Source organism: Microbacterium sp. AC145, assembly GCF_979258505.1.
Genome location: NZ_OZ409859.1, coordinates 3,665,412 through 3,678,024, shown reverse-complemented (window position 1 = coordinate 3,678,024; position 12,613 = coordinate 3,665,412). Strand labels below are relative to the sequence as shown.

Sequence of the window (12,613 nt, the reverse complement as noted above, 5' to 3'; positions counted from 1 at the left end):
CTATCGGCCCGGTTCGAGATTGTTACCGATCACAGTTCGGCGGCGTGGCTCAACTCGGCCGCGATCATCTCGACCACGGTGTCGACGGTCACGCCCGGACCGTTGCTGAGCTCGCCGATCTTCTCGCGGTCCTTCAGCACGATGATGCGATCGCTCAGCCGCACGACCTCTTCGAGCTCGGACGAGATGAACACGACGGCGACGCCGTCTCCGGCGAGCTGGCTGATGCGGCGCTGCACCTCGACCTTCGCCGCGATGTCGATCCCCCGGGTGGGCTCGTCGAGGATCAGCACGTGCGGGCGCACCGCCAGCGCCCGAGCGAGAAGCACCTTCTGCTGCGTTCCCCCCGACAGGTGGCCGACCGGGCGGTCGAGATCCGCAGGGTCGAGATGCAGCGCCTCGACGTACGTCTCCACGAGCCCGCTCGATTCGGCGTGCGAAAGCGGACGAGTCCATCCACGGAGCGCCTGCAAGGACAGGATGATGTTCTCGCGCGCCGTGAGATCGCCGATGATGCCCTGCGTGCCCCGATTCTCAGCCGACAGCGCGATGCGGTGCCGCAGTGCGGCCGAGGGACTCCGCAGCTGAACCCGTTCGCCGTCGACCCAGAGCTCTCCGCTGTCGGTGCGCACCGAACCGCTGAGCAGCGACGCGAGTTCGGTGCGACCGGAGCCGCGGAGGCCGGCGAGCCCCACGATCTCACCCCTCTGGATCTCGACGTCCATCCGCTCCAGCTCGCCGCGTCGACCGACACCGGACGCCTGCATCGCCGGCTCTCCGTCGTACGCGTAGTGGTGTGCCTTGCGCTCGGAGCCGAGCGCTCTCAGACTGTCGATGTCCTTGCCGAGCATCTTCGAGATCAGATCGGCTCGGTCGAGATCGCGCGTCGCGTACTCGCCCACGCGGCGCCCACCCCGCAGCACCGTCATGCGGTCGCTGATCGCGAAAGCCTGCTCGAGGAAGTGCGAGATGAACAGGATCGCGACCCCTCGTTGACGGAGGCCCCGGATGACCCGCATCAGAGTGGCGACCTCGGCGACGTCGAGGCTCGACGTGGGCTCGTCGAGGATCAGCACCCTCGGGTCGTCGACGACCGCGCGAGCGAGCGCGACCAGCTGCTTCTGCGCCGGCGTCAGCAGCGACAGCGGCGTCTTCGGGTCGAGATCGTCGAGCCCCAGTCTGGCCAGCGCCTCGGCGGCATCCGCTCTGGTCCTACGCCAGTCGATGCCGAACCGGCCCCGTCGCTCTCGCCCGAGCATCACGTTCTCGGCCACGCTGAGGTTGGGGCTCAGCTGAGCCTCCTGGAACACCGTCGCGATGCCGGCCGCCCGACTGTCGGCGACTCCCGAGAAGCGACGCGGCTCGCCGTCGACGCAGACCACGCCTTCGTCGGGAGGGAGCGTGCCGGTGATCACCGCGACGAGCGTCGACTTGCCCGCGGCGTTCTCGCCCATCACGGCGTGCACCTCACCGGGGAACAGGCGGAAGTCGACGCCGTCGAGCGCGCGCACGCCCGGGAACTCGACCGTGATGCCCTCGAGCCGCACCACCGGCTCAGGACCATGGTCGGGTGTCATCGCACCTCCCTGGGTGCGGCCGACGAGTCGCGAGCGACGAGCTCGGTCGGGATGCGGGTGAGCGCGGGGATGTCACGGCCCTCGATCGCCGCGCGCAGCATCTCGACCACCGCGACACCCAGCGCTCCGAAGTCCTGACGCACTGTCGTGAGCGGAGGGATGAAGTGCCGCGCCAGCGGGACGTCGTCGAACCCGACCACGCTGAGGTCCCTCGGCACCTCGAAGCCCCTGTCGTGCAGACCGTGGATCAGCCCCATGGCCATGTCGTCGTTCGCGGCGAAGATGGCCGTGTAGTCCGGCAGCCTGGTGAGGCCCTTCGCGAAGTCGTAGGCGAAGTCGGCCGACCAGTCTCCGACGACGATCGGCCGTTCCCGGATGCCCCACGACTTGGCCCTCGTGTGGAACGCGCGCTCCCTCGCTCGCGCATCGAGCCAGTCCAGCGGGCCGGAGAGGTGCAGGATGTCGCGGTGCCCGAGCGCGACGAGATGATCGACCACCGACGTCGTGCCGGCGTGCTGGTCGATCGAGACGGTGAGGAAGGTCGGGTCCGCGTCGGCTTTGACGACGAGCATGGGCACGGTGATCGCGATGCGCCGCAGCGCAGCCACCGACGACGAACGGGGCGCGATCACGCACAGCGCGTCGACCCCCTGCGTCACGAGATGGTCGACCGCCTCCTGGGGAGACAGCGGGTCGCCCTCGTGCAGAGCGATCGGAGTGACCGAATACCCGGTGGCGCGCGCCGAGAGCTCGACGGCCCGCAGAATGCTGGTCGGGCCGTGCGCCACCGCGCTCTCGACGATCACGCCGATGCGGCGGGTGCGCTGGGTGGCGAGAGCCCTCGCGACGAGATTCGGGCGGTAGTCGAGCTCCTCGATCGCCTCGAGCACACGGCGCTTGGTGTCGGGCTTGATGTTCGGGTGATCGTTGAGAACCCGCGAGACCGTCATGTGCGAGACACCCGCGATGGTCGCGACCTGACGGATATTGGGCTTGTCTGAACCGACGTTCGCCATGCACACCTCCGTCGGCCGAGCCTCGGAGAATGTTACCGAGAACAACCGGGGCGGTGCAATGGAGCGCGCTACAGCCCGAGGCGCTCCAGGTACGGGTTCACGAGCCGGCGCTCGGGGTCGAATCGGGCGGCGAGCGCGGCGAAGTCGTCCCACCGCGAGTAGCGCGCGCGCACCTGAGCGGCATCGAGCGTGAAGACCTTGCCCCAGTGCGGGCGGGCGGTCTCGGGCAGTGCGGCCTCGAGCGTCGGCAGGAACTCACGCACCGCCGCCTCGTCGGGCTTCCAGGTGAAGTGGATGCCGACGGCATCCGTGCCCTGCGACGAGCTCAGCCAGAGGTAGTCGGGGGCGACAGTGCGGATCTCGTTCACGAGCAGCAGCGGCGCGATCTGACCGGCGAGCGTGCGCACCGCCTGGATCGCGGCGACCGCATCGGCGCGAGGCACGAGGTATTCGCTCTGGATCTCGGCGCCGGCCGACGGGGTGAACTCGAGCTTGAAGTGCGAGAGACGCTCGAACCACGGCCCGGGCACCCCGAGCTGCTCGGTGCACGCGACCGGATCGACCCCGATGATCGGATGCCGCTTCGCCGTCGCCGGCTCGCCGTCGATGCGTGAGAAGAGATCGGCTCGGGCGATCTCGCGCGCCTCGGGCTGACGCTGCTTGACCCAGATCTGATCGGCGACGTCGGTGTGCTCCCACCGCGAGAAGATGCTGACGCTGGTGCCGATGCTCGTCACCTCGTCGAAGTCGGCGAGGATCGCATCCCACGACGGATGCTCGAACACATGCTGCGCGACCTCATACGTCGGTTCGACGTCGAGGGTCACGTCGACGACCGCCCCGAGCGCGCCGAGACTGACGACCGCACCGTCGAAGTCGTCGTCACCGCGCTGCAACTCGTGAACCGCGCCCGAGGGCGTGACGATCGTCAGCGCGCGCACCGCGCTGGCGAGGGAGCCGATGGCGTCGCCCGAGCCGTGCGTGCCGGTCGCGACGGCACCGGCGATCGAGATGTGCGGCAGCGAGGCGAGGTTCGCGAGCGCCAGCCCCTCGGCGTCGAGGAGGGGGGCGATGTCGCCGTAGCGCAGGCCGGCCGAGACGCGCACGGCGTCGCGCGCCTCGTTCACCTCGAACACCCTCGGCATCCGGTCGAGAGCGATCAGCACGCCGTCGGTGTCGGCGATGTCGTTGAAGCAGTGCCGCGATCCGAGCATCCGCACCCACCCGCCGCGCGCGAACACCGCCTGAAGCTCATCGATCGTCGCGGGGTGCTCCACTCCGGATGCTCGGTAGGTGAGGTTTCCTGCCCAGTTGCGTTCGATCGTCATGGCGCCATGATAGCCACGCCCGTGCGGCCTACAACGATGGACCGGGGTGCCCGACGGGCCGGGCTAGGCTGACCGCATGACAGCGACGCCGCCGCCTCGAGCGACCATGAAGGACGTCGCGGCACTGGCCGGAGTCTCGATCAAGACCGTCTCGAACGTGGTGACCGGCACCGTCTCGGTGCGCGAGGAGACCCGCGTCAAGGTCGAGGCCGCGATGGCGCAGCTCGACTTCGTGCCCAACCTCAACGCCCGAGGTCTCCGCAAGGGACGCTCGGGCATCATCGCCGTCGCCCTGCCCGACCTCGCCACCGCGTTCTCGGCCGAGCTGTTGCACCGCATCGTCGAGACCGCACACGAGCGCGGCCTCGCGGTGCAGATCGAAGAGACGGCGACAGATCCCGCGCGCGAGAGGGAACTCGTCTCCCGCGCTCGCGCGCATCTGGTCGACGGTCTGATCCTCAACCCCATCCGGCTCGAAGACAGCGTGCTCGAGTTCGCCGACCGCCTGCCGCCGCTGGTGGTGATCGGCGAGGTCGAGCAGCACCGGGCCGACCACGTGCGCATCGACAGCAGGCGCGCTGCGGCCGACGCCACCCGACATGTGCTGTCGCGAGGCGCGACGCGCGTCGCCGTGATCGGGGCGGACTACGATTCGACTGTCGCCACGGCCACGAGCAGGCTTCGCCTCGACGGCGTGCACGACGCACTGCGCGAAGCGGGCATCGCCCCCGACCCCGCGCTGGAGATCAATCCGATGCCGTGGTCGATGACCGGCGGAGCCACCGGGGTCGAGACCCTGTTCCGCCGCGGGGTCGCCTTCGACGCGATCGTCGCCTTCACCGACACGCTCGCACTCGGAGCCCTGCATGCCCTGCATGATCACGGCGTCACCGTGCCCGACGACGTGATCGTCACCGGCTTCGACGACGTCGAGTTCTCGCGGTACACCTCGCCGTCCCTCACGACGGTCGCCTTCGATCGCCGCGCGTTCGCAGACGCCGCACTCGGCCTGCTCGAATCGCGGATGGATGACCGCGCCGCCCCGCCGCGCGCCCTCACCCTCTCTCATCACCTGCTCGAACGAGACAGCACGAATGCCGCTCCGCGCGGCTACCGGCCGTAGCGGCGCGCTCTCCTTTCGAATCGCTCACTTGGCAGATTCGAGCCCCAGAAACCTGCACAGTGAGCGATTCGAAAGTCCGGGGAGCACTTGCCGACGAGATTACATCGATGTAATGATGAACGCACCACGACCGCAGTCACAAAGGAGTGACGATGACACCCCCGCTCGATCTGTCTCGGCGGCAGTTCCTCACTGCCGCCTCCGTCACGGCCGCCGCGGCTCTGCTCGCAGGCTGCGCTCCGGGCACCGTTCCCGGCGCGAACGGTGCGAACACCACGACCCTGCAGTTCTGGCATCTGCTGTCCGGCGGCGACGGCGTCACCATGTCGCAGCTGCTCGACACCGCGAACAGCGCGCAGAACGCGTACAGCATCCGCCCCACCGTGCTCGCCTGGGGCACTCCCTATTACACGAAGCTTGCGATGGCGGGCGCCGGCGGCCGCGCCCCCGACGTCGCGATCATGCACGCGACGCGCACGGTCGGCTGGGCCCCCGGCGGCCTGCTCGACACCTGGGATCTCGACCGGCTCGCCTCGCTCGGCGTCGACAGCACGACCTTCCCGAAGCCGATCTGGGAGAAGGGCTTCGTCGGCGAGAACATGTACAGCGTCGCTCTCGACGCGCATCCGTTCGTGGCGATGTTCAACACCGACATCTGCGATGCCGCAGGCGTGCTCGATAGCGATGGGCGCCTCGCGGAGACATCGTCTCCTGACGAGTTCGTCGACCAGCTGCGCACGATCGGCGGCCAGGCCGACGGTCACGCGCTCTCGTACGGGTACCTCGGCGACGGCGCCCAGATGTGGCGCCTCTTCTACACGTTCTATTCGCAGCACGGCGGCGCGATGGAGCTCCCGCCAGGCGGCAAGGCCGTGATCGACAAGGATGCCGCGGTCGAGTCCCTCTCGCTCATGCGCACCCTGCTCGACGGCGAGATCGCCCTCGCCCAGGCCGACTACGGCAGCGCTGTCGCCGAGTTCGCGACCGGCAAGAGCGGGATGCTGTTCACCGGCGTCTGGGAGCTGCGCACCATGCAGAGCGCGGATCTCCCCTTCGACGCGACCATGATCCCCACGCTCTACGGCACGCCGGCGGTGTACGCCGACTCGCACTCGTTCGTGCTGCCGCACCAGGCCAACGCCGATGAGCGCAAGCGCGAGCTGACCTACCAGTTCGTCGCCGACATGCTGAAGGGCTCGTTCGGCTGGGCCGAGGCCGGGCACATCCCCGCGTTCCTCCCGGTGACCGAATCGCCCGAGTACGCCGATCTGATCCCGCAGGCCAACTACGCCGAGGCCGCGCAGCACGTCGTGTACGACCCCACCGCGTGGTTCACCGGATCGGGATCGAACTTCCAGGGCGAGTTCGGCGCCGCCGTGCAGGGCGTGCTGCTCTCGGGCGACGACCCCGCCGCCGCCATCGACCGCTTCGAGGCGCGCGTGAACACGCTGCTGCGACAGCCGAACCCGGCCGACCCCGAGGGGACGTTCGCATCATGACTCTCGCGACGGACTCCACCCGCACCATCGTCACCGGCTCGAAGTCGGCCTCGCCCACCCGGCGCCCCGGTTCGTCCCGCAACCGCGAGCAGCTCATCAGCTGGGCGTTCCTCGCGCCGTTCCTGATCGCGTTCGCGCTGTTCCTCGTCTGGCCGATCGTGCACGGCATCATCCTCAGCTTCACCGACCAGTCGCTCACCGGCGCCGGCGGGTCGTTCATCGGCTTCGCGAACTACGCCGAAGCGCTCACCGACCCCAAGATGTGGCAGTCGATGGGCAACACCGTGTGGTTCACGCTCCTGTCGACCGTGCCGCTCGTCGTGGTCGCGCTGCTCATGGCGGCGCTGGTCGACCGCGGCATCCCCGGCCAGTGGCTGTGGCGGCTGTCGTTCTTCATGCCGTACCTGCTGGCCTCGACCGTGATCTCGCAGATCTGGGTCTGGATCTTCAACCCGCAGATCGGCGCCGCGAACAACATCCTCGAGGCGTTCGGTCTCGAGCCTCTGGCCTGGCTGCAGAACCCCGACACCAACATGCTGTCGATCGTGATCGCCACCGTCTGGTGGACGGTCGGCTTCAACTTCCTGCTGTACCTCGCGGCGATGCAGAACATCCCGCCGCAGCAGTATGAAGCGGCATCCCTCGACGGCGCAGGGCCGTGGCGCCAGTTCTGGTCGATCACGCTCCCGCAGCTGGGACCGGCGACCGTGCTGATCCTGATCCTGCAGATCCTGGCCTCGCTGAAGCTCTTCGATCAGGCGTACCAGATGCTCGGCGGCGTCGCGAGCGACACCACCCGCTCGATCGTCCAGTACATCTACGAGGCAGGCTTCGTCAGCTACCGATTCGGCTACTCGGCCGCGATCTCCTATGTGTTCTTCGCCCTCATCGTCATCATCGGCGTCGCGCAGGCCTTGATCTCGCGCCGCCGGAAGGAGTCGCAGCTGTGATGTCCACCGCCACTCTCACCGAGACCATCACCACCTCCGCCTCCAAGCCCGGGCGCGCCCGTCGCTCGCACCTCCCGGGCCAGAAGCCGTTCGGCGCGCTGCGCATCAGCGCGCTCGTCGTGCTGATCATCCTCGCGATCGGTTGGCTGCTGCCGTTCCTCTGGGCGGTCGCGACCGCCTTCAAGACCGAGACGGATGCCGCCAGCGGCGACCCCTCGTGGATCGGCGCCTCCGGCCCGACGATCGAGGCGTTCACGGCGATCCTGTCGCAGGGCAACGTCTACACCTGGGCGTTCAACAGCCTGTGGACCTCGATCGCGGTGACCCTGATCACCCTGGCGATCTCGGCGCTGGCCGCCTACGCCTTCTCACGGCTCGACTTCACCGGACGCAAGTGGCTGTTCGTCGCGGTCATCGCCTCGATCGTCGTGCCGCCTCAGGTGCTGATCATCCCGCTCTTCTACCAGATGCTCGCGTTCAACATGATCGACACCTACTGGGGTCTGATCCTGCCGCAGGTCGTGGCCCCCGCGATGGTGTTCATCCTGAAGCGCTTCTTCGACGCGATCCCGATCGAGCTCGAAGACGCCGCCCGCGTCGACGGCGCCAGCCGCCTGCGCATCTTCTGGTCGATCGTGCTGCCGCTCTCGCGGCCGATCCTGGCATCCGTCGCGATCTTCGTGTTCATCGGCGCCTGGAACAACTTCCTCTGGCCGTTCCTCGTCATCAACGACACCACGCTGATGACGCTGCCGGTCGGACTCCAGACCGTGATCAGCGCCTACGGAGTGCAGTACGCCCAGGTCATGGCTCAGGCCGTGCTCGCCGCGCTGCCGCTGATCATCGTGTTCATCATCTTCCAGAAGCAGATCGTCAAGGGCGTCGCGACCAGCGGCTTCGGCGGTCAGTAGTCCCCCACCCGGCTCGAGAGCCAGAACCGGCCGCACAGCCAGATACAGGAGAGCAATGTCTCAGGCCCGCATCACCATCGATCGCGACTTCACCATCGCCGACGTCCCCCGGAGGCTCTTCGGGTCGTTCGTCGAGCACATGGGGCGCTGCGTGTACACCGGCATCTATGAGACGGGGCACCCGCAGGCCGACGAGCGCGGCTTCCGTCAGGACGTTCTCGCCCTGGTGAAGGAGATGGGTCCGACCGTGGTGCGCTACCCCGGGGGCAACTTCGTCTCGGGCTACCGCTGGGAAGACGGGGTCGGCCCAGTCGAGGACCGCCCGGTGCGGATCGACGGTGCGTGGCACACGATCGAGACCAACGCGTTCGGTCTGCACGAGTTCATGGACTGGGCGAAGGCGGCCGACGTCGAGGTCATGGAGGCCATCAACCTCGGCACCCGCGGTGTCGAAGAGGCGCGGTCGCTCGTGGAGTACGCGAACCACCCCGGCGGCACGTACTGGTCTGACCTTCGTCGCAAGAACGGTGCCGAGCAGCCCTTCGACATCAAGCTGTGGTGCCTGGGCAACGAGCTCGACGGACCGTGGCAGATCGGCGGCAAGACGGCGACCGAGTACGGGCGTCTGGCACAGGAGTCGGCCAAGGCGATGAAGCTCGTCGACCCGACCATCGAGCTCGTCGCGGTCGGTTCGTCGGCGCGGTCGATGCCCACGTTCGGCACCTGGGAGCACACGGTTCTCACCCACGCCTACGACGAGGTCGACTTCGTCTCGATGCACGCCTACTACCAGGAGCACGACGGCGACGCCGAGTCGTTCCTGGCGGAGGCGGTCGACATGGATGCCTTCATCGACGGCGTCATCGCGACCATCGACGCGGTGAAGGCCGCAGGCAAGCACACCAAGCAGGTCGACATCTCGTTCGACGAGTGGAACGTGTGGGATCAGCGGAAATTCAACGACGTCGAGTCGGTCGAGATCGCGAAGGCGGGCTGGAAGCAGCATCCGCGTGTGATCGAAGACACCTACAACGTGACGGATGCCGTCGTCGTGGGCACGCTGCTCAACAGCCTGCTGCGCCACGGCGACCGCGTGAAGATCGCCAACCAGGCGCAGCTCGTCAACGTGATCGCGCCGATCCGTTCGGAGGAGAACGGTCCGGCCTGGCGCCAGACGAGCTTCTGGCCCTTCGAGCGCATGGCGCGACTGGCCAAGGGACGCATCCTGCGCCTCGCGGTGTCGGCGCCCCAGATCGAGACCAAGCGCTACGGCGGGGTCGACGCGGTCGATGCCGCAGCCACGTGGGATGAAGAGACCGGACGCGTCGTCGTCTTCGTCGCGAACCGTTCGCTCGACGAGGAGAGCGACCTGACGGTCGAGCTCCGCGGACTCACCGGTCTGCGGGTCGTGAAGGCCGAGACGCTGACGATCCCCGAGGGCGGCGACCGCAAGACCGCGAACCTCGAGACCACGCAGGATGCCGTGCACATGGTTCCGCTGGCGGCCGCCGAGGTCGTCGACGGCGCGGTGCGCGCGACGCTCCCGCCGCTGTCGTGGTCGGTGATCGAGCTGGCCTGAGCGCCCAGCACCCCTGAACGCGACGAAGCCCGGTATCGATCGATACCGGGCTTTGTCGTGTCATGACCGGTGGGTTTTCCTGGCCGTCGATCACTCCGATGAGTCGTCAGCCGGCCACTCGACGCGGGGCCAGCCGTCTTTCCACGTGATCGGCAGCAGGCCGAGCGTGGCGACCCCGTCGGCGCGACCGTCGTAATAGTGGAACGCGAGCGTGCCGTCGAAGACCGACTGCCCACCCGGCCCGATCCGCTCGCCGTCGGTGGTGAGCACGACGGTGCCGCCGTCGTCGAGCAGGGCGCCGCCGTCGGCATCCAGATACGGACCGCCGACCGAGGTCGACCTGCCCACGATGATCTCGTAGGTGCTGTCGACGCCGCGGCAGCAGAAGCCGCGGGAGGCGAACAGATAGTAGGTGCCGTCGTGCGCGACGATGAACGGGGCCTCGATGGCGTTCTCGATCAGCCCGCGGTCGGCCAGACGCAGAGGCTCGTCCTGGTCGGCACGCAGACCGCTCGGCCACGACAGCTGCACCATTCGGATGCCCGACGAGAACGACCCGAACGACATCCAGGGCACACCGTTCTCGTCTTCGACGATCCCGGGATCGATCGCGTTGAAGTCGGTCCCTGCCGAGGCGATGACCTCGCCGCGGTCGACCCACTCGTACTCCGGATTCTCGGGGTCGAGCGTGGTGTTGGTCGCGAGTGCGATCACCGACGTACTGGAGCCGAAGGTCGATGCCGAGTAATAGAGGTACCAGATGCCGTCATGCTCGTAGAGCTCGGGGGCCCAGAGATTGTCGACACCCGGCACCGCTTCTGTCAGCCACTCCGGCTTCTCGGCCCACATCTCGCCGACGTACTCCCACGCGATCCCGTCGTCGGACCGCCGGATCTGCACGGTGCCGTCGCCGATCTGCCCGTTGCCCGTCGAGTAGATGAATGCGTCGTCCCCATCCCGCGCGTAGGCGGGGTCGTGCACGAACACGTCGCCCGAGAGGGTCTCCGCCGGGGCCGCTGCCCCCGGCGGAGACCCGCAGCCGGCCAGCGCCGCCGCGAGAGTGAAGACTGCGGCGGCGCCGGCCAGGCGTGCGAGGCGGATCATGCCGATCAGCCGAGGGCGAGCGCCGACCACGAGACCGGAGGCAGGGTGACGGTGAGCACGCCGTCGGCGATCACCGCGCCGTCGAGGCTCTTCAACCCGACGCGCTCCTGGTCTGCGAGCGTGTTCTTGGCGTACACATCGTCGTCCCACACGGTGACCGCCTCGTCGATGCGGGTCGCACCGAGTTCGGACACCGCGATGCTGACCTCGATCGCCTCGGTCTGGCTGCGGTTCACGAGGAACACCGCCGACGCCGTGCCGTCGGTCGTCACCACCGAGTCGACGAGCGGAGCGGATCCGTGCACCGCCGTCTCATAGGTCGGCACGTCGATGCGCGGCTTCACGATCTCGCCCTTCGCGAGTCGCGACGTCACCGAGAACGGGAAGAATGTGGTCTGACGCCAGGCGGCGCCGCCCGGCTCGGTCATGATCGGGGCGATGACGTTGACGAGCTGTGCGAGCGAGGCCGACGCCACGCGGTCGTGGTTCTTCAGCAGGGTGATGAGCAGGTTGCCGAGCACCACGGCGTCTGCCACCGAGTAGACGTCCTCGAGCTGACGCGGCGCGACGCGCCACTCGTCGTTGACCTCGTCGGAGGCCTGATGCTCGTCGAGATACCAGATGTTCCACTCGTCGAACGAGAGCTTGATCTTCTTCGACGACTTGAGCTTGTTGCCGACGTGATCGGCGGTGGAGACCACCGTCTCGATGAAGTACTGCATGTCGAGCGACGAGGCGAGGTACGACGCGAGGTCGCCACCCCGCTCCTGGTAGTACGCGTGGCACGAGATGAAGTCGACGTGCTCGTAGGCATGCTCGAGCACCGTGCGCTCCCAGTCGCCGAACGTCGGCATCGACGACCCCGACGACCCGCACACGACGAGCTCGAGATCCTTGTCGGCGGCCTTCATGGCCTGCGCGGTGCGGGCGGCGATCTTGCCGTAGTCGTCGGCCGTCATATATCCCGTCTGCCAGGGGCCGTCCATCTCGTTGCCGAGGCACCACATGCGGATGTCGTGCGGCTCGACGGTGCCGTTCGCGATGCGCTGGTCGCTGAGCGCGGTTCCCGACGGGTGGTTGCAGTATTCGAGCAGGTCGAGGGCTGCCTCGATACCGCGGGTGCCCAGGTTCACGGCCATCATGAGCTCGGATCCGGTGAGTGCGAGCCAGCGGGAGAACTCGTCGACGCCGACCTGATTGGTCTCGATCGAGTGCCAGGCGAGATCACGGCGCACCGGTCGCTGATCCCGCGGTCCCACCGAGTCCTCCCAGCGGAAGCCCGAGACGAAGTTGCCGCCGGGATAGCGGATCGTGGTCGAGCCCAACTCGCGCACGAGGTCGACGACGTCGAGACGGAAGCCGTCTTCATTGGCCGTCGGATGCCCGGGCTCGTAGATGCCGTCGTAGACGCAGCGGCCGAGGTGCTCGACGAATGAGCCGAAGATGCGTCGGTCGATCGTCGCGACGACCGCCTCGCGGTCGATGGAGATGCGTGCCTTGGTCACAGGGGTTTCCTTCTCTGTACG

At 67.9% G+C, this 12,613-nt stretch carries 10 protein-coding genes; 5 read left to right on the top strand and 5 right to left on the bottom strand.

The genetic code is table 11. The features are described 5' to 3' along the window. Positions 1 to 29: 29 nt before the first annotated feature. The 3 genes from ACZZZN_RS17765 to ACZZZN_RS17755 form a co-directional block, all read right to left on the bottom strand. Entirely contained in the window at positions 30 to 1,577 is a 1,548-nt protein-coding gene (locus ACZZZN_RS17765; RefSeq protein ID WP_463506457.1) for a sugar ABC transporter ATP-binding protein, read from the bottom strand. Beyond that, positions 1,574 to 2,593 (bottom strand): LacI family DNA-binding transcriptional regulator, encoded by a 1,020-nt coding sequence (locus tag ACZZZN_RS17760; protein ID WP_463506456.1) that lies wholly within the window; start codon positions 2,591 to 2,593, stop codon positions 1,574 to 1,576. Before ACZZZN_RS17760 ends, ACZZZN_RS17765 begins: the two co-directional genes overlap by 4 nt. Positions 2,594 to 2,661: 68 nt before the next feature. After that, the gene (locus ACZZZN_RS17755; protein ID WP_463506455.1) at positions 2,662 to 3,921 is read right to left on the bottom strand and encodes an FAD-binding protein; all 1,260 of its coding nucleotides are present in this window, start codon (positions 3,919 to 3,921) and stop codon (positions 2,662 to 2,664) included. Positions 3,922 to 3,997: 76 nt separating this feature from the next. Between ACZZZN_RS17755 and ACZZZN_RS17750 the strand changes: the two genes are divergently transcribed. The 5 genes from ACZZZN_RS17750 (at position 3,998) to arfA (ACZZZN_RS17730) (ending at position 9,983) form a co-directional block, all read left to right on the top strand. Beyond that, positions 3,998 to 5,044, top strand: coding sequence for a LacI family DNA-binding transcriptional regulator (locus tag ACZZZN_RS17750; RefSeq protein WP_463506454.1), 1,047 nt, complete (start codon positions 3,998 to 4,000; stop codon positions 5,042 to 5,044). A 152-nt stretch (positions 5,045 to 5,196) separates the two neighbouring features. Next, positions 5,197 to 6,543: an extracellular solute-binding protein gene (locus ACZZZN_RS17745; RefSeq protein WP_463506453.1), complete on the top strand. Its 1,347-nt coding sequence runs from the start codon at positions 5,197 to 5,199 to the stop codon at positions 6,541 to 6,543. Continuing rightward, positions 6,540 to 7,493 (top strand): carbohydrate ABC transporter permease, encoded by a 954-nt coding sequence (locus tag ACZZZN_RS17740; RefSeq protein ID WP_463506452.1) that lies wholly within the window; start codon positions 6,540 to 6,542, stop codon positions 7,491 to 7,493. The genes ACZZZN_RS17745 and ACZZZN_RS17740 overlap by 4 nt, the downstream gene beginning before the upstream one ends. Continuing rightward, entirely contained in the window at positions 7,493 to 8,404 is a 912-nt protein-coding gene (locus ACZZZN_RS17735) for a carbohydrate ABC transporter permease (RefSeq protein WP_463506451.1), read from the top strand. Before ACZZZN_RS17740 ends, ACZZZN_RS17735 begins: the two co-directional genes overlap by 1 nt. Before the next feature lie 55 nt (positions 8,405 to 8,459). Next, positions 8,460 to 9,983, top strand: coding sequence for an arabinosylfuranosidase ArfA (arfA, locus tag ACZZZN_RS17730; protein ID WP_463506450.1), 1,524 nt, complete (start codon positions 8,460 to 8,462; stop codon positions 9,981 to 9,983). 90 nt (positions 9,984 to 10,073) lie between these two features. Here arfA (ACZZZN_RS17730) and ACZZZN_RS17725 read toward each other — a convergent pair whose 3' ends face one another. Both ACZZZN_RS17725 and arfA (ACZZZN_RS17720) read right to left on the bottom strand, forming a co-directional pair. Beyond that, on the bottom strand, positions 10,074 to 11,087 hold the full coding sequence (locus ACZZZN_RS17725) for an arabinan endo-1,5-alpha-L-arabinosidase (RefSeq protein WP_463506449.1): 1,014 nt from the start codon (positions 11,085 to 11,087) through the stop codon (positions 10,074 to 10,076). A gap of 5 nt (positions 11,088 to 11,092) precedes the next feature. Further along, the gene (gene arfA / locus ACZZZN_RS17720; RefSeq protein WP_463506448.1) at positions 11,093 to 12,592 is read right to left on the bottom strand and encodes an arabinosylfuranosidase ArfA; all 1,500 of its coding nucleotides are present in this window, start codon (positions 12,590 to 12,592) and stop codon (positions 11,093 to 11,095) included. Between the last annotated feature and the right edge of the window lie 21 nt (positions 12,593 to 12,613).